Here is a 21,009-nt window from a genome sequence, read left to right as displayed (position 1 = left end):
GAGAAGGACCTCGTCAGTGGTGACCTCGTCGCAGAACTCCGAGCGACGTTCTCGCCATGCCCTGATCCATCGCGGCAAGCACACGACCGAGGGTCCCGCCGAAGACTTCAGCCGCGGCTTCGACGCGCTCGGCGAGCTCGCGCTCGCCGGGGTGCAGGTGTCGGCGCGCGCGACCGACCTCGCGACGGGCCGGGTGCTGTTCTCCGTCGACGACCACGTCGTCATGCCGACGGCGTCGATCGGCAAGGTGCTGCTCCTCGTCGAGGTCGCGTCCCGTTTGAACGGGGCGAGCCACGAGGCGTTCACGGTGCTCGACCGTGCCCCGAAAGACGCCGTGGGCGACTCGGGCATCTGGCAGCACCTGCAATCGCCGTCGCTTCCGGTCGCCGACCTCGCCGCCCTCGTCGGCGCGACGAGCGACAACCTCGCGACGAACGTGCTCATCCGCTACATCGGCCTCGAGGCCGTGCGGGCGCGCACCGAAGCGCTCGGGCTCACGCGCACGGCGCTCCTCGACCTCGTGCGCGACCACCGCGGCCCCGACGACGCTCCGCAGCTCTCGATCGGATCGGCGAAAGAGCTCACGTGGCTGTTCGCCGCGCTCGCGCGCGGTGAGATCGTGAGCCCCGACGTCTCGCAGCGGGTCGTCGGATGGCTCTCGCTCAACAGCGACCTGTCGATGGTCGCGTCGGCGTTCGGCCTCGACCCGCTCGCGCACCGCATGCCCGACCACAACGTGCTGCTCATGAACAAGACCGGCACCGACGGCGGCGTCCGCAGCGAGGTCGGCGTGCTGCGCGGCCCGCGCGCGAGCGTGTCCTACGCCGTGTCGATGTACTTCGCCGACACGCAGCTCTCGAGCCGGCTCGCCGTGCTCGACGGCATGCGCCAGGTCGGGATGGATCTGCTCGAGTACGTGCACTGAGCTGCCGCGTGGCATCCGCCTGCTCGTCGCTGTCCGGTTTCAGGAGATCAGAGGCTGTTCAGGACGATCGGCGGGGTGTGGTCCTGAGTAGCGTGCGATCTCCTGAAACGATGAGGGAGCGGCGCTCAGGAGGCGTCGGGCTGGGGTGGCTCAGCCGACAGGGGCGGATGCCTCGAGCCGCGCGATTCCCGCGAGCACGGCGTCTGCCGTGGCCGGTGAGCCGAGCGGCCTGAAATGCCCCGCGACGGGAACCTCGAGATTCGCGGCGGCGCCTTCGAGTGCGCTCCCGCCCGGGATGTGCGGGTCGAACGTGCCGAACACCGACACGATCCGGCGGTCGACGCCCGTGGCGGCGCGGAGCGCCGCGATCGTCGGGTCGTCGGGGAGGAACGCGCGGATGCTCGGGTCGGCGAGGAGCCGTGCGCGCGGCGAGCCGCCGAACGGGGTGCAGATCGCGACGACGCCGAGCAGGGCGAGCCCCGAGGCATCCGAAGCATCGATGAGCGCCCGCTTGCCGATCAGCCCGCCCTTCGAGTGCGCGACGATGACGCGACCGGCGGCGGGAGCGCGAGTGCGCGCGAGGGCCCGCGCGAGCTTCGCCGCCGTCTCGTCGACGGGCCGACGGTTCACGCCGAGCCCGTGCACGACGCGTACGCGGTGGCCCGCGCGGTTCAGGCGGTCGCCGAGCGGGCGGAGGAACGCCCAGTGCTCGTACACGCCCGGCACGAGCACGACCTCGGGGAGCGACGGGCGGGAGTCGTCGCCCGACCCCCACGCACGCGGCGTCCTCGCGCCCGTGAGCGCTGCGCCGAACACGGCGAGCTGCCGCCACGACGCGTACGCGTAGTCGACGACGAGCCACCGCAGCTTGCGCGCGAGCCCCCGCCGTCCCATGCCCGAAGTCTAGAAGTGCCGGGCGCGGCATAGAGTAGGGCGACATTCGTGCAGGACGAGGAGGTCCCATGAGCCGCATCGACACGTCGCGAGGATTCGCGCGCGGGGTGCAGTCCGCCGTCTACCGGGCGGGGGTGAGCGGCGAGAAGCCCGCCGTGCCGACGACGTTCGCGGGGCTCGAGCAGGGCGCGAAGCGCGCGCTCCCGGCCGACGCGTTCGCGTACCTCGCGGGAGGTGCGGGCAGCGAGCACACGATGGCGGCCAATACGGGGGCGTTCGCGAAGTGGCGCATCTACCCTCGGGTGCTTCGGGATGTCGCCGAGCGCGACCTGTCGATCGAGCTCCTCGGCAAGCGCCGGGCGACGCCGCTCCTCCTCTCGCCGCTCGGCGTCATGAGTCTCGCGCACCCCGACGCCGACATCGCGGTCGGGCGTGCAGCGGCGGCCCTCGACGTGCCGTACATCCTCTCGAATCAGGCTTCGCGGCCCATGGAGGAGGTCGCGTCGGCGATGGGCTCGGCGTCGCGGTGGTTCCAGCTGTACTGGTCGTCGTCGGACGACCTCAACCGTTCGCTCATCGCGCGCGCCGAGGCATCCGGCTGCGAAGCCATCGTCATCACCCTCGACACCCATCTGCTCGGCTGGCGCACGCGCGACCTCGATCTCGCCTTCCTGCCGTTCACGCGCGGGCAGGGCATCGCCCAGTACACGAGCGACCCCGTGTTCGCGCAGCTCGTGCGCGAGCGCGTGCGGCACGCGAAGGTCACCTCGGGTGGCGATGTCACAGACGGGTCGGATGTCACGAGGCCGCTGTCTGCGGAGGCGGCTCGACCCGCCGCGCCGGCCGCGCCCGTGCGCGTGACGCCGAAGGCCGTACGCACCGCCGTCGGCATCGCGCGCCAGGCGGCGGGGTCGGCGCTCGTCGACGGCGGAGGTGTGGGGCGGGCGATGCGCTCGCCGCTTCCGCGGGCCGCGGTCGAGACGTTCCTCGACGTGTTCTCCGACGCATCCTTGAGCTGGGAGGGCATCGCGCGCGTGCGCGAGTGGACCGACCTGCCCGTGCTGCTGAAGGGCGTCGTGCATCCCGACGACGCGTCGCGCGCGATCGACACCGGCATGGACGGTGTCGTGGTCTCGAACCACGGCGGGCGGCAGATCGATCGCTCGGTGCCGACGCTCGAAGCACTGCCCGCCGTCGTCGAACGGGTTGCGGGGCGCGCGCCGATCATCCTCGACTCGGGCGTGCGGGGCGGTGCCGATGTCGCGATCGCCCTCGCGCTCGGGGCGACCGCCGTCGGCCTCGGACGGCCCTACGCCTACGGACTCGCGATCGCCGGAGCGACCGGGGTGAGCGAGGTCGTGCGCAACACGATCGCCGAGTTCGACCTCACGCTCGGGCTCGCGGGGCACACGTCGGTCCACGAACTCGGGCCCGAGTCGCTGCTGCCGGCGGAGTAGCGGGTCTCGATACGCTGCGCTCCTCGACCACCGAGCGGGGTCGCTACTCGCCCGCCGGAGGCGTGCCGGGCCGCGGCCACGGGCGCCGGTCGATCCGTTCGATGCCCGTGTTGAAGCGGTGCAGGTAGGCGGCGAACTCGGCGACCTCGTCGGGTTCCCACCCGTCGAGGATGCGGCCGACTGCGGCGACGTTGGCCGTGCGCTCCTCGTCGAGCGCGAGCGCGCCTTTGTCGGTGATGCGGAACTTCCGTGCGATGCCCCCGTCGGGGTCGGGGATGCGTTCGGCGAACCCGGCCCGCACGAGCGCGGCGGTCTGCCTGTTGAGGGTCGAGGCGTCGAGGCCGAACGCGTCGGAGAGTTCGCCGATCGAGAGCGCGCCGTCGATGCCGATGCGGCTGAGCAGCAGGTAGGCGCTGCGGTCGAGGCGTTCCTCGGCGTTGCGCCGGGGGCGGATCGCGATGAGGTGGCGGCTCAGCAGCATCGTCTCGTACTCGACCTGCGGGATCGCGTCGTCCATATCGCCTCCTTCGCGGCATGCCTGCGGTCTCTGTTCTATCCCATCGGGCGGTTCTCTCCCATCGGGCGGCCGACGGCTGCGTGCGGCGTCGGCTCGAGGCATCCTGAATATGCATTCTACATATCGTGTGTATGATGCATATGTCTCGACAGGGTCGCCGAGCCATCCCCCGATCCCCGCCCACAAGGAGGACGCATGCGCACGTCTGCATCCACCCAGCCACGCCCCGGCGTGCTCATCACCGTGCTGGCCCTCGCCGGCATCGTCGTCTCGCTGACGGCGACCATCGTCGTGCCGATCCTCGGCCAGCTCCCGCAGATCTTCCACACGGATGCCTCGACCACCGCCTGGGCCGTCACCGCGACCCTGCTCGCGGGCGCCGTCGCGACCCCGCTCACCGGCCGCCTCGGCGACCTCTACGGCAAGCGCAAGATCATGCTCGTCGCGCTCATCCCGCTCATCGCCGGCTCGGTCATCGCCGCCCTCTCGGGCTCGATCGAGTGGATGATCGTCGGCCGCGCCCTCCAAGGCCTTGCGACGGGCATCGTGCCGCTCGGCATCAGCGTGCTGCGCGACCTTCTGCCCGCCGACCGGGTCGGCTCGGGCATCGCCCTCATGAGCTCGTCGATGGGAATCGGCGGTGCGATCGGCCTCCCCGTCGCGGCGGCCGTCGCCCAGTACACCGACTGGCGCATCCTGTTCTGGGCGGTCGCCGTCATCTCCGCCCTGTGCGGTGCCGCGATCCTCTGGATCATCCCCGCGACGAAGCCGCTCGCGAAGGGCAAGTTCGACCCCGTGGGCACCGTCGGGTTGAGCGTCGTGCTCGTCGCCCTGCTGCTCGCCATCTCGAAGGGCGCGAGCTGGGGCTGGGGCAGTGCGACCACCATCACGATGTTCGTCGTCGCGGTCGTCGTCGCCCTCGCGTGGGGCTGGTGGGAACTCCGCACGCCTGCACCCCTCGTCGACCTGCGCGTGACCGCCCGCCCCCAGGTGCTGCTCACGAACCTCGCCTCGATCGTCGTCGGCTTCGCGATGTTCGCGCAGTCGCTCATCATCCCGCAGCTCATGCAGCTCCCGGTCGAGACGGGCTACGGCCTCGGACAGACGATGCTGCAGATGGGCTTCTGGATGGCGCCCGCGGGCATCGCGATGATGCTCGTCTCGCCCGTCGGTGCGAAGATCTCGGCCGCGCGCGGCCCCAAGACGACCCTCATCGTCGGCGGCATCGTCATGGCGATCGGGTACGGGTCGTCCGCCCTCTTCATGGGGTCGCTGTGGGGTCTGCTCGTGACGTCGGTCGTCGCGAGCGCGGGCGTCGCGTTCGCCTACGGCGCCATGCCGTCGCTCATCATGGGCGCCGTGCCGCGCAGCGAGACGGGTTCGGCGAACGGCGTCAACTCGCTCATGCGTTCGATCGGGTCCTCGATCTCCTCGGCCGTCGTCGGCGCCGTGCTCGCAGCGATGAGCGTCGACCTCGGCGGCTACACGATCGCCACGGAGGACGGCTTCCGCACGGGCCTGCTCATCGGGTGCGGCGTCGCGGTCGCCGCCGCGCTCATCGCCGTGACGATCCCCGCGAAGTTCACGCCGGGCATGGCCGTGGGCCACGGCCACCACGCCCCGGCGCCCGCCGAGGACGAGGAGCTCGTGGCCGCGGCATCCTGAGCCGTCCGCTGGGTCTCGATACGCTCGCTGCTCGACCACCGGTGGTCGAGTAGCGAGCGCAGCGAGATCCGGCGCCTCAGCGCTGGGCCGTGTCGGCTGCGATCTCGAGCCAGCCCACGATCGCGAAGAGCGGCAGCGCCGCGACCGCGATGAGCTTCCGCCACCAGCGCGAGCGCCACAGGTTGAAGAGCGCGAGCAGGATGCCCGCTGCCGAGGCCCCGGCCCACCCCCACGCCGCGTCGGGCACCGGTTCCTCGATCGCACCGAAGAACCGGATCGCGAGCCACAGCCCGCCGACACCGACGAGGGCGCCGACGACGAGGACGACGATCGCCGTGAACACCCAATGCCACGTGCGTTCGCGACCGAGCAGGTAGACGAAGACGAGCCCGGCGATGACGAGCACGGCGACCGGCACGGGGCCGTCCACGATGCCGAGATCCTCGAACAGATCGGCCATGGCCCCTCCCCAGGCGGTCGTCTTCGGCTCAGCGTAGAGCCGGCGCCCGATTCATGGCCGAAGCGACGCGTGGGATTTCGTAGGATTGAGATGATCCTGCGGGCGCGTCTGCCCGCATCCCCTCTCTCGACCATTGGAGCCACCGTGGCCGCGCCCAGCCGTCTCGACTCAGTCATCACCCTCGCCCAGCACCGCGGGTTCGTCTTCCAGGCGGGTGAGATCTACGGCGGATCCCGGTCGGCGTGGGACTACGGCCCCCTCGGCGTCGCCCTGAAGGAGAACATCAAGCGCCAGTGGTGGCGCACGATGGTGCAGGGCCGCGACGACGTCGTGGGCCTCGACTCGAGCGTCATCTTGCCCAAGCAGGTGTGGGAGGCCTCGGGCCACGTCGAGGTCTTCAGCGACCCGCTCGTCGAGTGCCTGCACTGCCACAAGCGCTACCGCGAAGACCACCTCATCGAGGAGTTCGAGGAGAAGAAGGGCCGCGAGCCCAAGGGCGGCCTCGCCGAGATCGTGTGCGCGAACTGCGGCACGCGCGGCCAGTGGACCGAACCGCGCGCGTTCTCAGGCCTCTTGAAGACCTACCTCGGCGTCGTCGACGACGAGTCGGGCCTGCACTACCTCCGACCCGAGACCGCGCAGGGCATCTTCGTGAACTTCGCGAACGTGCTGCAGACGGCGCGCATGAAGCCTCCGTTCGGCATCGGCCAGATCGGCAAGTCGTTCCGCAACGAGATCACGCCCGGCAACTTCATCTTCCGCACGCGCGAGTTCGAGCAGATGGAGATGGAGTTCTTCGTCGAGCCCGGCACCGACGAAGAGTGGCACCAGTACTGGATCGACACCCGCCTCGCCTGGTATGTCGACCTCGGCATCGACCCCGAGAACCTTCGCCTCTTCGAGCACCCGAAAGAGAAGCTCAGCCACTACTCGAAGCGCACCGTCGACATCGAGTACAAGTTCGGCTTCGCCGGCGGCGACTGGGGCGAGCTCGAGGGCGTCGCGAACCGCACCGACTTCGACCTCAAGACCCACTCCGAGCACTCGGGCAAAGACCTCTCGTACTTCGACCAGTCGAAGAACGAGCGCTGGATCCCCTACGTCATCGAGCCCGCGGCGGGCCTCACGCGCTCGCTCATGGCGTTCCTCGTCGACGCGTACCACGTCGAGGAGGTGCCGAACGCGAAGGGCGGCGTCGACACCCGCACGGTGCTGAAGCTCGACCCGCGCCTCGCGCCCGTCAAGGCCGCCGTGCTGCCCCTCAGCCGCAACGAGAAGCTCTCGCCGCTCGCGCGCGAGCTCGCCGCGACGCTCCGCAAGTACTGGAACGTCGACTTCGACGACGCCGGCGCGATCGGCCGCCGCTACCGCCGCCAAGACGAGATCGGCACGCCGTTCTGCATCACAGTCGACTTCGACTCGCTCGAAGACGACGCGGTGACGGTGCGCGACCGCGACACCATGCAGCAGGAGCGCGTGCCGCTCGCCGAGCTCGAGGCGTACCTCGGCGCGCGGCTGATCGGCGCGTAAGGCGCCGGGCACAGCTCGAGGACAGAAGCAGAGACGGATGCCGCGACCACGCGGCATCCGTCTCTCGCCGTCTCGGCCGGGTGATCGCCGGCCGCCGCTATCCTCGACCCCATGCAGACCAGCGAACCGGGGTTCTTCGACGAGGAAGACGCCGAACGGAGACGCCGAGCGATCGAAGAGGCCGAGCCGTACCGCGTGCCGCAGTGGGGCCAGGCGCCCGAAGACGAGGTGCCGGGGCGAGTGCTGCTCGACCGCACGATCGCGCGCAGCGAGCGGGCGACGCTCGTGCTGCGCGAGATCGGCGTCTATTCGACGGGGTTCGAGGTCGTCGTGGACTGGGTGCTGCGCCGCCGCGACGAGAGCGTGTCCGAGTGGCAGCGACGTGCTCACGGACGGGCCGCGTTCTTCGGGGGTGAGGAGGGCGGCGGCCCGCGCTTCGGCATCGTCGGCCCTGGCGGCGAGAAAGTGCCCGCTGTGGGGTTCGGGACGATGCGCGCTGCCTACGGCCCCGACTCGGACCCGAACGACGCCCCGACCCCGCCGACCGCGATGCCGCGCCATGGCGGCGGCGGCGGGAGCGACCGCCTCTACCGCCTGACCGGCGGGCTCTGGGTGTGGTGGCCCGAATTCCCCGGCGGCGAGTGCCGACTCGTGTCCGAGTGGCGCGATGAGGAGTTCGAGGCATCCGCCGTGCCCCTCGACGGCGACGCGATCGTCGCTGCGCGGGCCGCTGTGCGACCGCTCTGGGAGTGATCCGGGCGGCGTCATCCTGCGCACGGACGGCCCCGGCCGTGCGCTCCGTCAAGCCTCAGCCGCCGTCGCGGATGTCCCGCACGAACGACGTGACGTGCTCGCGGAGCGCCTCGACGCGCCGGTCGCGCGCGGCTTCGCGATCGAAGCCCGTATACGCCATCGCGGGGAGCTTGCGCACGTTGCGCGAACACTCGAAGTCGGCGCACACGAGCGTGCCGATCGTGTCGCCCTTGCGGCCCGCGTCGCCCGCGCGCTTGGCCGTGTAGAAGACGACGTCGTTCGGCAGGTGCACGTCTTCGCACCATGAGCATTGGGGCCGGGTGCGCGTCTTTCCTTCGGCCAGGCGCAGCACGGCTCCGACGAACTCGCCGTCGATCTCGGCGACGACGTACGCCTGCCGGGGCAGTTTCGGATCGCGCCAGCCGAGGAAGTCGAGTCGGTCGAAGTCGAGGTCGGCGAAGCCCTTGGGCAGCGTGAGGTCGGTGCGTTCGCGCTTGGTCGCGTTGACGAGGGACGCGCGGATCGCGGCGTCGGTGATGGGGTGCATGGATGTCTCTCCGCGGGCTGCGCCCGCATGTGTCTCGTGTTCGTTCAGACGCCCCTCGGGGCGTTCAGGAAGCCCGGACCGGGCATGCCGCTGCGGGCCGCGCGGAAGCGCAGCCTCGGGGCGGGGTCATCTGCGGTCGGCGCAGGCGCCGACGACCTCCTGACGCCCAGCGGGCGGAACGACGAGTGAATGCACCAGGACACCCTATACGGGCGAGCCGGACGGGCGCCCGTCACTCCTCCTCGGGCGGCCCTGTCAGCCGCAGTTCTTCGAGGTCGAGGCGTGCTTGCACGCGGCGGAGGATGACGTCGTCGATGCGGCCGCGATTGCGGAGGTCGACGAGTGCGTTCCGCTTGACCTCCATGATCGCGAGCCGCAGCGACTGCTCGGCGGCCGACTCGTCGTCGTCGTGCTGGGCGACCTCGGGGTGGCCTTCTTCGCGGTGGATGAGGCTCAGCCGGTGCTCGAGGTCGGCGCGCACGGCGGCGGCGGCCTCCTCGGAGGTGGACGTCTGCTCGGTGAGTTCGGGCAGCTTCGCGAGGCTGCGCTCGAGGAGGGTCTGCTCGGCGAGGAGTTCCTCGTCGAACTCGCGAGGGTCCTCGGGGAAGCGGGCCCACCGCACGATCGCCTTCATCGGCAGCCCCTGCACGACGAGCGTGAACAGGATGACGACGAACGTCACCCCGATGACGACGTCGCGGCCGGGGAGCGGGTCGCCCGCGGCGGTCTCGGTCGGCAGTGCGAGCGCGGCCGCGAGCGACACGGCGCCGCGGAACCCCGCCCATGCGAGCGGGAACCGCTGCCGGAAGCCGATCCGGAGCGTCCGCTGCACCGGGCGTCGGTCGACGATCCGGATGAGGTACGGCACCGTGTTGCTCCAGGCGAGTCGCACGGCGAGGATCACGACGGCACTGAGGAGGCCGAGCACGAGGGCTTCGACCCAGTCCGACCCGAGCTCGCCCATGAGCGGGTGCAGTTCGAGCCCGATGAGCACGAAGAGGGCGCCGTTCAGGACGTACGTCGCGAACTGCCAGAACTGATACGACTGCTCGCGCATCGCCGCCGAGACGATCCGCGGCCCGAAGTAGCTGAGCAGCAGCCCGCACACGACGACCGAGACGACCCCCGAGACGCCGAGCGCCTCGGCCGGCAGATACGCGAGGAACGGAGTCAAGAGGCTCATCGTCGTGTGCAGCACCCGGCTCGGGCCGAGCACCCGACGGATGCCCGCGACCGCGAAGCCGACCGCGAGGCCGATGAGCGCGCCGAATACGTACGACTCGAAGAACCGCAGCACGGCCGGCCCCGGCTCGATGGGGGTGCCCGAGACCGCCGCCCCCACCGCGAGGGCGTAGATCACGAGCGCCGTGCCGTCGTTGAGCAGGCTCTCGGCACGGGCGATCGTGTCGGAGCGCCGCGGCAGCTTGCCGATGAACGAGCTCACCGCCGTGGCATCCGTCGGCGACAGGATCGCGCCGAGCGCGATCGCCATCGGCCACGACAGCCCGAACGCGTGCCCGACGATCGCGACGACGGTCGCGGTCGCGATGACGAGCACGATCGAGAGCAGCAGGATGGTCCGCAGGTTCGCCCGGATCTCGCGGAGCGACGTGTTGAGCGACTCCCAGTAGAGCAGTGCCGGCAGGAAGAGCAGCAGCACGAGCTCGGGCGGCAGCGCGATGCCGCGAAGGAACGGCAGGAACCCCGCGAGGATGCCGAACCCGATGAGCACGAGCGGCAGCGGCCATCTCGCCCGCTGGCTCAGCACCCCGCCGCCCAGGAGCACGAGCCCGATCGAGACGACGAGGACGAGCGCGTCCATGGCTCACACGATAGCGGCGGGGGCGTGCGCGGCGTCAGGCGTCGAGCCGCCCGGAAGCCCACTCCCGACGCAGGATCGCGTAGATCGCGGTGTCGGTCCACTCGTCGTCGTCGTACTGCTCCCCGAGGAGGGTCGCCTCGCGGCGCATCCCGAGTCGTTCGCAGAGCCGGGCGGATGCCTCGTTGCGGGCGTCGAGGAGCGCCTGCACTCGGTGGGGACGGAGGGTCTTGAAGGCGAAGTCGAGCACCGCCTGCGCGGCCTCGCGCGCGTACCCGTGGCCCTGGAAGTCGGGGTGCACGACCCACCCGATCTCGAGCTGCGCGTTCGCGACGCTCGAGACGCGCAGCATGACATCGCCGATGACGCGGGTGCGCGCCGCGGGCTCGACGACGACGGATGCCTCGCCCGGCAACTCGACCGCGAAGATCACCGCGTCGCCGTCGGCGGCGAGCCGCCGCATGGCCGCGCGTGTGCGCGTGTGCTCGAAGCCCTCCTCGCGGTCGCGCTCGGGCCACGGGATGTAGCGCAACACCTCGGGCAGACGCTGGTACTCCCATACGTCGGGAGCGTCGGATGCCTCGAGTGCACGCAGCACGAGACGGTCGGTCTCGAAGCGTGCCGCGCCGAATGCCTCTGGTTCGAACGGAACCCGCAGCGCGGGGGCCTCGTCGGAGCCGGGCATCGCGGTTCAGCCCGCGCGGTGCGCGTCGTCGCGGAGCGACGGTTCGGCGTGTGCGGCAGGTGCGTCGCCTGCAGCGCCCGTCGCCGCGTCGGCCTCGGCGGCCCTCACCCCGAACAGCGCCTCGACGGCGTCGACGAATTCGCGCTGCCGCCCTTCGCGTGCGAACTCGCGCGAGCGGACCATCGGCGTGTGCAGGAGCACGCCCGCCATGTGCCGGAGCGCCCCTCGACCGAGCCGTCGGCATCGCCGTTCGAGCGCGCCCGCTCGATCTCGGCGTCGAGCACGTCGAACACGTGCGAGCGCAGGGCGACGACCGTCGGCGCCAGGTCGACGGCCTCGACGGTCTGGCTGAAGTCGCGGGCTGCGTCGAGCACGATGTCGCGCGCGGCGTCGGTCGAGCCGAACTCCTCGAGCGGGGCGTGGATCATGATCGTCTCGAGGTCGAGGAGCTCGACGCCGTCGAGTTCGGCGACGTCGGGGTCGACGTTGCGGGGAAGGCCCAGGTCGATCACGAGCTGCCGTCGCTCGGGATCGGCGACGACGTCGCCGCCGATCGTGCGGACCGGCGCGGTCTGCTCGGCGAGACGCGCACGGCCGGTCTCGAGCACCGCGCGGTCGACGACGTGGTGCTCGGCCGTCGTGCACGTGACGATGACGTCGACCTCGGCCGCGACTCGTGCGAAGTCGCCGCGGGCGACGGCCGGGATGCCGTGGTTGTCGGCGAACTTGGCGGCGCGGCCCGACGGCGAGTGCACCGAGACATCCGTCACGCCTCGATCGCGGAGCGCGGCGAGCGACGCGCCCGCGTAGCGACCGGTGCCGACGAGCAGGACGCGCGTCTTCGCCCAGTCGGTGATGCGGCTCTCGGCGAGATCGAGGGCGAGGCGCACGAGGGAGCGGCCCTCGTTGCCGATGCCCGTGCGGTTCTTGACCGAGCGCGACACCTGCGAGGCCCGCTGGAAGAGGCGTTCGAGGTCGCCCGTCGTCGTGCCCTCGGTGCGGGCGCGCTCGAGCGACCGGCGCACCTGGCCCGCGATCTCGCCCTCGCCGACGACGACGGACTCGAGGCCCGACGACACCGAGAAGAGGTGGGCGGCCACGGCGTTGCCGTGGCGGAAGCCGAAGGTCGTGCGCAGTTCGTCGGCGTCGAGGCCCGCGACCTCGCCGACCGAGCGGATGGCGCCGTGCACGGCGTCGACCGGTGATTCGCCCTCGGGCACGCCCAGGTCGACGTACGCCTCGAAACGGTTGCAGGTGGCGACGACGACCGCGCCGTTCACCGCCTCATGGCCCGTGAGGATGCGACGCCCCGCGCCGTCTGCGGTCGCCGAAAGCCGCTCGAGCATATCGAAGGCGGCGTTCTTGTGGCTCGCAGTAAGGCAGATGAGCACCTGAGGATTCTACCGCCGGTCGAACGGTGATCCGTCCACCACCCGGAGGGCGCGCTCAGCCGCGGGCGGCGAGTGCCTGCTCGGGCGTGATGATCTGGATCGGCGCCGTCAGCGGCGGCAGTTCGAGCCCCTCGGCCGCGAGCGCCGCGCGGTGCAGCGCCTTCCACGAGCGCAGCGTCGCGAAGAACGGCGCGTCGACGACCGCGAACGCGCCCGCGCGCTCGGCGCCGATGATGATCGGGAGTTCGATGCTCGAGCCGTCGCGGCGCACGCGCAGGACGAGCACGGGCACCTCGCGGGTGCCCGCGATCATCGAGTCGCTGCGGATGGTGCGCACCTCGCGCCACGCGAACGACGCGGCCCGTTGAGGGCGGCTGCCGCCTCGCCAGAAGGTCACCCCGGACTGGTCGGCGACCGCCGAGAAGCGCGAGGCGAGCCTGCCCGACTCGCCGAGGTCGCCGAGCGCCGACGTGAGCGCCGGGTGGCGGACGCCGCACACGACGTCGCCCGAGAACGCGCGCTCGAGGGCCGCACGGCGCGATCGGCCGCTCGCGAGGGCGGCGGCACGGCGTGCACCGACCACGACCGCGCCGATGGCGCAGGCCGCGAGGAAGCCGAGCGCGGCGGCTGGCGTCGAGACCCGGGGGAGCCGCTCGACCACGTGCTCGACCTGCGAGGAGGCGGCGAGGAGCACCCCGATGACGAGCGTCGCGAGGGCCGCGACGGCACTGATGAGCACGACCTGTCGCGTGCGGGACGGAATGGGCACGTCGTCTCTCTCCGTGGGGGTCGGAGGCGCGCCGACGGCGGCGCGTCGTCGTGCGGGGGACACGACCGAAGCCGATGCTATCGGGGAAGGGCGTGTCCTCGTAAGGGGGGACACCGGGGACTGTGGAGAACTGTGGAGAACTGTCTCGGCTTTGCTCCGAGGAACGCCGAAGGGGCCCGGCCGATCGGCCGAACCCCTTCGTGTCGCTCCTGCTCGGAAGCAGGCCGGACTCAGTGCTCGCGACGCTCGCGACGGCGTCCGAAGAACACCGCGAACGCGCCGCCGAGGAGCGCGACCGCACCGGCCGACCAGGCGAGGGGCGCTGCGTCGACACCCGTCGAGGCGAGGGCAGCGGGTGCGGCGAGGGCTTCGACCTCGGTCGCCGACGCCGACGCCGACGAGACGGTCGGCTCGCCGGCGCCGTCCGAAATCACTGCGAGCGGGGTGATCGAGTCATCCGAGCCGTCGTCGCCCTTGAGCGCGTTCTTGTCGCCTTCGCCCTGCCCCGAGCCATCCGGCCGGCCGCCCTGCTGGCCGGCGCCTTCGTCGTCGCCCTGGTCGCCCGAGCCGACCTGCTGGTCGCCCTGCTGGCCGTCGCCGTTCTCGACCGGCTCCTCGGAGTCGCTTTCGCCGGCAGGCGTGCCCTGGTCGTCGGGCGTGTTCGACTCGCCCTCGCCGACGGAGCCCTTCGAGCCCTTATCGCCCGTTCCCGTCTCGTCGCCGTCGGTCGCGTCGCTCTCGTCGACCGGCGGAAGCGCCTCTTCGACGGGGGGCGCGACGACCGTGAAGCTGCGCGTCACGGTCTGGTTGTTGCCCGCGACGTCGTTGACGCCCGTGCGGATCGAGTAGCTCCCGGGCGCGAGGTCGGTCGGAAGCGTCCATTCGCCGTCGAACGCGTTGTCCGTCGAGGGCTTCGAGCCGAGGGACTTCAGCAGGACGCCGTCGCGGTAGAGGTTCACGACGACCGAGCCGAGCGCGTGCGCGTCGGTCGCGGTGACGTGCACCACGGGGAGCGCGTCGGCCGTGAACTGCGCGCCGTCCTCGGGCGAGGAGACGGTGATCACGGGGCGCGTGTTGTCGACGTCGAAGGCGCCTTGGACGGTGCGGTTGTTGCCCGCGACATCCGTGATGCCGGCCTTGTACGTGTAGGAGCCCTCGGTGAGCGAGTTCGCGGGGATCGTCCAGGCGGAGGCGAAGTCGTTCGCGCCGCCGGCCGACTGCTGGCCGAGCGAGGTCACGAGCACGCCGTCGCGGTAGACGTTCACGACGGCGCCCGTGAGGCCGTGGTCGTCGTGGGCCGTGACCGAGACGCTTGCGCCGACGCTGCTCTTGAACGGCGCGGGCGAGATCGCCGTGAGCTCGGGGCGGGTGTCGTCGACGACGAACGCGCCCTGGACGGTGCGGTTGTTGCCGGCCGTGTCGGTGATGCCGGCCTTGAAGGTGTACTCGCCTTCGGTGAGCGAGTTCGCGGGGATCGTCCAGGTGCCGTCGAAGACGGTCGCGCCGCCCGCCTGCTTCGAGCCGAGGGGCTTCACGAGCACGCCGTCGCGGTACACGTTGACGGTCGCGCCCGTGAGGCCGTTGGCGTCTTCGGCGTGGAGGACGACCTGCGCCTCGCTGCTGCTCTTGAACGGCGCGGGCGAGCCGGCCGTGAGCTCGGGGCGGGTGTTGTCGACGATGACCTTGAGTTTCGTCTCGGTCTTGTTGCCGGCGGCGTCGGTCGCGGTCGCGAGGATCGTGTGGGGGCCGTCGGCGACGGTCGTGGTGTCCCACGTGAAGACGGGCTGTGCGCCGTTCTGCGCCTGGAAGGCGTAGGCGAGTCCGTCGCTGTCGAGGCGCAGGTTGTAGCTCTTGAGGTTCGCGTCCTGGAGGTCGACGTTGATGTCGACCTTGCGCGCGAGCGGCGTGCCGTTGGTCGGAGTGACGATCGTGACGCCGGGAGCGGTGTTGTCGACGACGAACTTGAGCTTCGTCTCGGTCTTGTTGCCGGCGGCGTCGGTCGCGGTGGCGAGGAGCGTGTGCTCGCCGTCGGCGAGCTTCGCCGTGTTGATGGTCTGCACGGCCTGGTCGCCGTTCTGCGCCTGGTAGGCGTAGAAGACTCCCGAGCCGTCGATGCGCAGGTTGTAGCTCCTGAGGTTCGCGTCGCTCAGGGCGACGTGGACGTCGAGGATGCCGCGGACGACCGCTCCCGTCGCCGGTGCCGTGATGACGACGCTCGGTGCGGTGTTGTCGATCGTGAACGGGATGTACTGCGAGCCGCTCGACAGGCCGGTCTTGTCGGTCGCGCCGAACTTGAGGCCGTAGACGCCGTCGGGGTACTGCGAGAGGTCGACGGCGAGTTGCGGGGCGTAGCCCGAGTTCCACGAGTTCGGGGACTTGGTGTTGTCGGTGACCCAGACCTTGCCGGTGCCGCGGTTGAGCTCGATGTAGGTGTACGAGACGTCGTGATCGACGTCCGTGACGGGGACCTGGAAGACCTTGGCCCCGCGCAGCACCGAGCCCGCGACGATGGGGGACGACACGGTCGGGGCGTTACCGGTGCTCGCGAAGGCGGGGGACGCGGTGCCGAGGAAGAGGATCGGGACGGTGAACGCCGCGGCCGCGAGGCACGCCGGACGGGTGATCTTGGGCATGGGTGGGTTCGGGCCTTTCAGGGCGGTCGCTCGGGTGCGACGGTTCGGGTCGGCGCAGGGGTGCGTTGAGCACGCAATCCACGGCGCGGAGTCAACTCTCCGTCACGGGTGAAACGGTGGCAATGCCCCACTTCGAGTGACATGCAAACGCATCGAAATGTTTCGCGATGCCTCGGAGCGGGCTGTGTCCGGCGGAAGCTCGGCGTCGAGGGAGCTGGAGCATGCCGCAGGCGAGTACGGAAGAATGGACGGGTGAACCTCCCCCGAGCCATCCGCTCACCGCCGGCCTGACGTCCGACTCCCGCCTCGTCCGCGCGTACCGCGGCGAACGCGCCGACACGACGCCCGTGTGGTTCATGCGGCAGGCGGGGCGGTCGCTGCCCGAGTACCGCGACCTGCGGGTCGGCACGCGCATGCTCGACGCGTGCCTCGACCCCGCGATGGCGGCCGAGATCACGCTGCAGCCCGTGCGTCGGCACAGGGTCGACGCGGGCATCTTCTTCAGCGACATCGTGGTGCCGTTGAAGCTCGTGGGCGTCGATGTCGAGATCCAGCCGGGTCGGGGGCCGGTGTTCGGGCGGGCGTACGCGGATGCCTCGGCAGTCGCCGAGCTGACGAAGACCGATCCCGCGGCCCTCGACGGCGCTGCCGCGCCGATCACCGAGGCCGTCGAGCGCACGATCGCCGAACTCGCGACGATCGCGCCGACCGGCGGTTCGAACCCCGAAGGCACCGCAACCCCCTTGATCGGTTTCGCGGGCGCGCCCTTCACGCTCGCGGCGTACCTCGCCGAGGGCGGTCCATCGAAAGACCACCTGGCTGCCCGCACGCTCATGCACGCCGACCCCGGGGCGTGGCGCGACCTCATGCACTGGACGGCCGAGCTCACGGGCCGCTTCCTCCGCACACAGGTGCTCGCGGGAGCATCCGCCGCGCAGCTCTTCGACTCGTGGGCGGGCGCCCTGTCGCTCGCCGACTACGAACAGCATGTCGCGCCCGCGTCGGCGCGCGCCCTCTCGTTCGTGCACGATCTGACCTTTGAGACGACGGACGCCTCGGGGGAACCGTCTCGCGCGGTGTCCCCGTCGTGCACTTCGGCGTCGGCACGGGCGAGCTCCTCGGCGCCATGCGCGGTGTCGGCGCCGACACCGTGGGCGTCGACTACCGCGTGCCGCTCGACGTCGCCGCCGAGCGCGTCGGCGCGGGGGTGCCGCTCCAGGGCAACCTCGACCCGGCCCTCCTCGCGGCGCCATGGCCCGTGCTCGAAGCGGCCGTCCGCGACGTGCTCGCACGCGGGAAGGCCGCGCCCGCCCACGTCTTCAACCTCGGCCACGGCGTGCCCCCCGAGACCGACCCGACCGTGCTCACGCGCGTCGTCGAGCTCGTGCACGAGGCGGGCGCGTGAGCGAAGCATCGACCCCGAGCGTCGACCCCGAGTCATCCGACCCGGCGCGCTTGCGAATTGCTGCTGAAAGCGCAGCAATTCGCAAGCGCCCCGACCCCAACGGATCTGCCGATGTCGTCGTCATCGGCGGCGGCGTCGCCGGTCTCGTCGCGGCGCTCGAGTGCGCGAAGATCGGCCTGTCGGTCACGGTCCTCGAACGGGCCGAGCAGCCGGGGGATGCGTCGGCCGCATCGAACTCGCAGGCCTCTCGCTCGACACGGGCGCCGAGTCGTTCGCGACGCGCGGCGGCACCGTCGCCGAACTCCTCGAGTCCATCGGAGTCTCAGGCGACGACATCGTCACGCCGAACCCGGCGGGCGCTTGGCTCGCGATGCCCGACGGCAAGGGCGGCGTGAAGTCGGCGCCGCTGCCGAAGACGGGCGTGCTCGGCATCCCCGCGAACCCGCTCGGCGAGGACGTGCGGGCGATCATCGGCTGGCGCGGCGCGCTCCGCGCGTACACCGACCGGCTGAAGCCCATCCTGCGCATCGGCCGCGCGCACAGCCTCGGCAAGCTCGTGCGTTCGCGCATGGGCAAGCAGGTGCTCGACCGGCTCGTCACCCCCATCTCGTCGGGCGTATACTCGGCCGACCCCATGGATCTCGACGTCGACGTCGTCGCCCCCGGCCTCAACGAGGCGATGACCCGCCAAGGGTCGCTCTCGGGCGGCGTCGGCGAACTCGTCGAGGCGCGCAAGGCCGGCAGCGCCGTGCTCGGCGTCCGCGGCGGCATGCACCGCGTCGTCGATGCGCTGCTCACGGAACTCGCGCGCTTCGAGGTGTCCGTCGTCACCGCTGCCGAGGTGACCTCGCTCGCGGCAGCGGGTGATCCCGGCGCGCCGCGCTGGCGTGCGGTCGCGCGGATCGCGGCGCCCGAGACATCCGAAGATCACAGCGTTCCGGATGCCGCGACCGAGCCCGCTGCGGCCGAGCCGACCGACCTCGTGGTCGACGCGCGCTTCGCGATCGTCGCGACCCCGGCTCGCTCGTCGCGCCCGCTCCTGCGCGAAGCCGTCGACGGCTGGGTCGACGCGGGCGACTGGCCCGAGCCCGCCTCGGTCGAGATCGTGACCCTCGTGCTCGAAGCGCCCGACCTCGACGGCGCGCCGCGCGGTACGGGCCTCCTCGTCGCGGCCGACACGACCGGCGTGGGCGCGAAAGCGTTCACCCATTCCTCGGCGAAGTGGGCGTGGCTCGCCGAGACCGCCGCTCCGCGGCACGTCGTGCGCCTCTCCTACGGGCGCGCGGGCGCCCCGAACCCGCTCGACGGCCTCGACGACGACGCCGTCGCCGACCTCGCCCTCGCCGATCTGTCGAAGCTCACGGGCCTCCGCCTCGACCGGAGCAACCTCATCGAGCTCGGCCGCACCGCCTGGCGCGACGCCCTCTCGCACGCGGCCCTCGGTCAGCGCGAGCGCGTCGAGCAGCTCGAGGAGACGCTCGCCGCCGTGCCGGGCCTCGAGGCGACGGGGTCGTGGCTGTCCGGCACAGGCCTCGCGTCGGTCGTGCCGCACGCCCGCGCCGCGGCTGCGCGCATCCGCCATCTCGCGGTCGCGGAGCGCACCGAGGGCTGACGCCGCCGTGAGCGCATAACCGAAACGGCATATTCTTCCGCCCGACCCTTGCGCGACACCGTGCGGGGTCTACGCTGGAAGTCGTCGCGCCCGTCGCCCGCGACCGGCAGGGGGCGTCCGCGGCCGGGATTGGGGTGCACATGAAGGGCAAGATCCTCTTCGTCGTCGGGCTCGGGGTCGGGTACGTGCTCGGCACGCGCGCGGGCCGCGAGCGGTACAACCAGATCGAGCGCGCCGCCAAGAGCGTCTGGAACCAGCCGGTCGTGCAGCAGGGGGTCGATCAGGTCAAAGACTTCGCGAAGGCACGCGTCGGCGACCTGGGCGACAAGGCGCTCGACGCCGCCAAGTCGTTCATCGGCAACGCGACGAAGGCGTCGGGGGCGTCCGGCAAGGATGTCTCGAACGTCGCGAAGTCCGCCCGCGACACCGTCGCGAAGGGCGCGAACGCCGCGAAGAGCGCCGTCGACGCCGCCGCCGAGAAACTCGACGAGGTCATCGACAAGACCGCCGACGCGGCATCCGACGCCGCGAAGTCGTCCGACTCCTGAGCATTCCGAACGGAGGCGAAGCGATGTCCGCAGAACGCGAAGACGAACGCTCGCTGTTCACCCTGATCGGCCAACTGCCCGACACGGTGTCGAATCTCGTGCGAGCCGAGGTCGACCAGGCGAAAGCCGAACTCGGCTACAAGGCGAAGCACTTCGGCATCGGCTCGGGGTTCTTCGTCGCCGTGCTCGTGCTGCTGCCGTTCCTGTTCTTCTGCCTGCTGGCGGCCGCGATCTTCGCACTCGCGCTCGTCATGCCCGCGTGGGCGGCGGCACTCGTCGTCGCGGGAGCGATCCTCCTCGTCATGGCGGGCCTCGTCGGCATCGGCCTGCTCAACTTCAAGCGCGGCGCCGAGCCGCTCGAATCGATCGAGAGCCTCAAGTCCGACCTCGACGCGCTCAAGGGAACGGGTGACTATGACCGCCGGTACTGACCGACCCGAGTCGAACCGCGACCGCAAGACGCGCGAGCGCAACCTCACCCGCGTGCAGGCCCGTGCGGCGTCGCAGCAGGCCCGCGCCGAGTTCGCGGCGACCCTCAACGCCCTCGAAGACAAGCTCAATGTGCCCAAGCAGGTCGGCAAGCGCGTCGACCGCGCCAAGGCGACGGCGCGCTCGTTCTACGACGAGCAGCCCGGCACGGCGATCGCCGCGGGCGTCGCCGTCGCGCTCGCGATCGGCGGGATCGTCTGGCTCGTCGTGCGCAACGCGACGAAGCCGTAACGCTCCGGATGTCTCCCGCTGACCCTACGGCGGTCGGTCGTGTCGCCGACGCGGTGCGGGCCGAGATCCTCGGCGGCGTGCTCGCCGCAGGCACGCCGCTCCGCGAGGAGCAGACCGCCGCGCGGTTCGGCGTGTCGCGGCACACGGTGCGGGCGGCGTTCCGCCGGCTCGTGGCAGAACGGCTCGCCGAGGAGGAGCCGTACCGGGGCGTCCGGGTCGCGGCGTTCGACCGCGACCGCGTGATCGCGCTGCAGCAGTTGCGGGCGGCGCTCGAGGTCGAGGCCGTGCGCATCGCGCGCGAGCGGTATGGCCCGGTGTGGCCCGCCCCGGTCCTCGCGCCGGCCCGCGCCGCGCTCTCGCGGCTCGACGCGCTCGCGGCGCCTTCGTCGGCAGACACCGAGGCGGATGACTCGTGGCTCGCCGCGGAGCTCGCGCACGCCGAGTTCCACCGGGCGCTCGTCGAGGCATCCGCGAGCCCTCGAATCGTCGAAGCGCACGCCGCGCTCGGCAGCGAACTGCTGCTCTTCCTGCTGCACGTGCGGCCGCACTACAGCCTCGGCGAGCTCGCCGACGAGCACCGGGAGCTGCTCGACGACGTGCAGCGGCGCGGGCCTGACGCCGTGCGCGAGCACCTGCTGCACTCGCTCGCGCTCCTCGTCGGCGAGTGACGCGCTCCCTC

At 71.5% G+C, this 21,009-nt stretch carries 19 protein-coding genes and 2 pseudogenes; 12 read left to right on the top strand and 9 right to left on the bottom strand.

Annotated features, from left to right (window positions below):
- The first annotated feature begins 16 nt into the window (after positions 1-16).
- On the top strand, positions 17-925 hold the full coding sequence (locus ET445_RS03115) for a serine hydrolase (RefSeq protein ID WP_129188744.1): 909 nt from the start codon (positions 17-19) through the stop codon (positions 923-925).
- A 150-nt stretch (positions 926-1,075) separates the two neighbouring features.
- Here ET445_RS03115 and ET445_RS03110 read toward each other — a convergent pair whose 3' ends face one another.
- On the bottom strand, positions 1,076-1,819 hold the full coding sequence (locus ET445_RS03110) for a lipase family protein (RefSeq protein ID WP_129188742.1): 744 nt from the start codon (positions 1,817-1,819) through the stop codon (positions 1,076-1,078).
- Positions 1,820-1,887: 68 nt separating this feature from the next.
- Between ET445_RS03110 and ET445_RS03105 the strand changes: the two genes are divergently transcribed.
- Positions 1,888-3,276 carry an alpha-hydroxy-acid oxidizing protein gene (locus ET445_RS03105; RefSeq protein WP_129188740.1) on the top strand — a complete coding sequence of 463 codons (1,389 nt, stop codon included), beginning with the start codon at positions 1,888-1,890 and terminating at the stop codon, positions 3,274-3,276.
- 43 nt (positions 3,277-3,319) lie between these two features.
- Here the strand turns inward: ET445_RS03105 and ET445_RS03100 are convergent, their stop codons facing one another.
- Positions 3,320-3,793 (bottom strand): MarR family winged helix-turn-helix transcriptional regulator, encoded by a 474-nt coding sequence (locus tag ET445_RS03100; protein WP_129188738.1) that lies wholly within the window; start codon positions 3,791-3,793, stop codon positions 3,320-3,322.
- A gap of 195 nt (positions 3,794-3,988) precedes the next feature.
- Here ET445_RS03100 and ET445_RS03095 point away from each other — a divergent pair, with 195 nt between their 5' ends.
- Positions 3,989-5,458 carry an MFS transporter gene (locus ET445_RS03095; RefSeq protein ID WP_129188736.1) on the top strand — a complete coding sequence of 490 codons (1,470 nt, stop codon included), beginning with the start codon at positions 3,989-3,991 and terminating at the stop codon, positions 5,456-5,458.
- A 76-nt stretch (positions 5,459-5,534) separates the two neighbouring features.
- Here the strand turns inward: ET445_RS03095 and ET445_RS03090 are convergent, their stop codons facing one another.
- Positions 5,535-5,918, bottom strand: a complete 384-nt coding sequence (locus tag ET445_RS03090) for a hypothetical protein (protein ID WP_129188734.1) — start codon at positions 5,916-5,918, stop codon at positions 5,535-5,537.
- A 144-nt stretch (positions 5,919-6,062) separates the two neighbouring features.
- Here ET445_RS03090 and ET445_RS03085 point away from each other — a divergent pair, with 144 nt between their 5' ends.
- Positions 6,063-7,448, top strand: a complete 1,386-nt coding sequence (locus ET445_RS03085) for a glycine--tRNA ligase (RefSeq protein WP_129188732.1) — start codon at positions 6,063-6,065, stop codon at positions 7,446-7,448.
- 111 nt (positions 7,449-7,559) lie between these two features.
- Positions 7,560-8,201, top strand: coding sequence for a hypothetical protein (locus ET445_RS03080; protein ID WP_129188730.1), 642 nt, complete (start codon positions 7,560-7,562; stop codon positions 8,199-8,201).
- Positions 8,202-8,256: 55 nt separating this feature from the next.
- Here ET445_RS03080 and ET445_RS03075 read toward each other — a convergent pair whose 3' ends face one another.
- The 6 genes from ET445_RS03075 to ET445_RS03050 form a co-directional block, all read right to left on the bottom strand.
- Positions 8,257-8,748, bottom strand: coding sequence for an FBP domain-containing protein (locus ET445_RS03075; protein WP_129188728.1), 492 nt, complete (start codon positions 8,746-8,748; stop codon positions 8,257-8,259).
- Between the two features lie 232 nt (positions 8,749-8,980).
- Positions 8,981-10,570 carry a Na+/H+ antiporter gene (locus ET445_RS03070; RefSeq protein ID WP_129188726.1) on the bottom strand — a complete coding sequence of 530 codons (1,590 nt, stop codon included), beginning with the start codon at positions 10,568-10,570 and terminating at the stop codon, positions 8,981-8,983.
- A 34-nt stretch (positions 10,571-10,604) separates the two neighbouring features.
- Positions 10,605-11,252, bottom strand: coding sequence for a GNAT family N-acetyltransferase (locus ET445_RS03065; RefSeq protein WP_129188724.1), 648 nt, complete (start codon positions 11,250-11,252; stop codon positions 10,605-10,607).
- A gap of 104 nt (positions 11,253-11,356) precedes the next feature.
- Positions 11,357-12,643 (bottom strand): glutamyl-tRNA reductase, encoded by a 1,287-nt coding sequence (locus ET445_RS03060; RefSeq protein WP_243695304.1) that lies wholly within the window; start codon positions 12,641-12,643, stop codon positions 11,357-11,359.
- A gap of 55 nt (positions 12,644-12,698) precedes the next feature.
- Positions 12,699-13,412, bottom strand: a complete 714-nt coding sequence (locus ET445_RS03055) for a hypothetical protein (RefSeq protein WP_129188722.1) — start codon at positions 13,410-13,412, stop codon at positions 12,699-12,701.
- Positions 13,413-13,642: 230 nt separating this feature from the next.
- The gene (locus ET445_RS03050) at positions 13,643-16,045 is read right to left on the bottom strand and encodes an Ig-like domain-containing protein (protein WP_129188720.1); all 2,403 of its coding nucleotides are present in this window, start codon (positions 16,043-16,045) and stop codon (positions 13,643-13,645) included.
- 221 nt (positions 16,046-16,266) lie between these two features.
- Here ET445_RS03050 and hemE point away from each other — a divergent pair.
- The 7 genes and pseudogenes from hemE to ET445_RS03015 all read left to right on the top strand — a co-directional run bounded on the left by hemE (position 16,267) and on the right by ET445_RS03015 (position 20,998).
- A pseudogene (gene hemE / locus ET445_RS03045) lies at positions 16,267-17,450 on the top strand (uroporphyrinogen decarboxylase).
- Positions 17,447-17,656: pseudogene (locus ET445_RS17785) on the top strand (FAD-dependent oxidoreductase); the annotation flags it as partial. The pseudogenes hemE and ET445_RS17785, both read left to right, overlap by 4 nt.
- Positions 17,611-19,062 carry a protoporphyrinogen/coproporphyrinogen oxidase gene (locus ET445_RS03035; protein ID WP_243695303.1) on the top strand — a complete coding sequence of 484 codons (1,452 nt, stop codon included), beginning with the start codon at positions 17,611-17,613 and terminating at the stop codon, positions 19,060-19,062. The pseudogene ET445_RS17785 and the gene ET445_RS03035, both read left to right, overlap by 46 nt.
- A gap of 140 nt (positions 19,063-19,202) precedes the next feature.
- The gene (locus ET445_RS03030; protein WP_208008512.1) at positions 19,203-19,610 is read left to right on the top strand and encodes a YtxH domain-containing protein; all 408 of its coding nucleotides are present in this window, start codon (positions 19,203-19,205) and stop codon (positions 19,608-19,610) included.
- A gap of 23 nt (positions 19,611-19,633) precedes the next feature.
- Entirely contained in the window at positions 19,634-20,041 is a 408-nt protein-coding gene (locus tag ET445_RS03025) for a phage holin family protein (RefSeq protein WP_129188714.1), read from the top strand.
- Positions 20,025-20,330 carry a DUF3618 domain-containing protein gene (locus ET445_RS03020; RefSeq protein ID WP_129188712.1) on the top strand — a complete coding sequence of 102 codons (306 nt, stop codon included), beginning with the start codon at positions 20,025-20,027 and terminating at the stop codon, positions 20,328-20,330. Before ET445_RS03025 ends, ET445_RS03020 begins: the two co-directional genes overlap by 17 nt.
- An 8-nt stretch (positions 20,331-20,338) precedes the next feature.
- Entirely contained in the window at positions 20,339-20,998 is a 660-nt protein-coding gene (locus tag ET445_RS03015; RefSeq protein ID WP_129188710.1) for a GntR family transcriptional regulator, read from the top strand.
- The last annotated feature ends 11 nt before the right edge of the window (positions 20,999-21,009 follow it).

Origin of the sequence: Agromyces protaetiae (assembly GCF_004135405.1) — a bacterium.
GTDB classification, from domain to species: domain Bacteria; phylum Actinomycetota; class Actinomycetes; order Actinomycetales; family Microbacteriaceae; genus Agromyces; species Agromyces protaetiae.
The sequence above is the reverse complement of the archived record's forward strand: the minus strand, read 5'-3'. Positions and strand labels throughout refer to the sequence as shown.

Bases quoted from the DNA above. Each gene is read 5' to 3' on its own strand.
- ET445_RS03110 (WP_129188742.1), bottom strand. From the start codon at position 1,819: ATGGGACGGCGGGGGCTCGCGCGCAAGCTGCGGTGGCTCGTCGTCGAC.
- ET445_RS03105 (WP_129188740.1), top strand. From the start codon at position 1,888: ATGAGCCGCATCGACACGTCGCGAGGATTCGCGCGCGGGGTGCAGTCC.
- ET445_RS03100 (WP_129188738.1), bottom strand. From the start codon at position 3,793: ATGGACGACGCGATCCCGCAGGTCGAGTACGAGACGATGCTGCTGAGC.
- ET445_RS03095 (WP_129188736.1), top strand. From the start codon at position 3,989: ATGCGCACGTCTGCATCCACCCAGCCACGCCCCGGCGTGCTCATCACC.
- ET445_RS03090 (WP_129188734.1), bottom strand. From the start codon at position 5,918: ATGGCCGATCTGTTCGAGGATCTCGGCATCGTGGACGGCCCCGTGCCG.
- ET445_RS03080 (WP_129188730.1), top strand. From the start codon at position 7,560: ATGCAGACCAGCGAACCGGGGTTCTTCGACGAGGAAGACGCCGAACGG.
- ET445_RS03075 (WP_129188728.1), bottom strand. From the start codon at position 8,748: ATGCACCCCATCACCGACGCCGCGATCCGCGCGTCCCTCGTCAACGCG.
- ET445_RS03070 (WP_129188726.1), bottom strand. From the start codon at position 10,570: ATGGACGCGCTCGTCCTCGTCGTCTCGATCGGGCTCGTGCTCCTGGGC.
- ET445_RS03065 (WP_129188724.1), bottom strand. From the start codon at position 11,252: ATGCCCGGCTCCGACGAGGCCCCCGCGCTGCGGGTTCCGTTCGAACCA.
- ET445_RS03050 (WP_129188720.1), bottom strand. From the start codon at position 16,045: ATGCCCAAGATCACCCGTCCGGCGTGCCTCGCGGCCGCGGCGTTCACC.
- ET445_RS03030 (WP_208008512.1), top strand. From the start codon at position 19,203: ATGAAGGGCAAGATCCTCTTCGTCGTCGGGCTCGGGGTCGGGTACGTG.
- ET445_RS03025 (WP_129188714.1), top strand. From the start codon at position 19,634: ATGTCCGCAGAACGCGAAGACGAACGCTCGCTGTTCACCCTGATCGGC.
- ET445_RS03020 (WP_129188712.1), top strand. From the start codon at position 20,025: ATGACCGCCGGTACTGACCGACCCGAGTCGAACCGCGACCGCAAGACG.
- ET445_RS03015 (WP_129188710.1), top strand. From the start codon at position 20,339: ATGTCTCCCGCTGACCCTACGGCGGTCGGTCGTGTCGCCGACGCGGTG.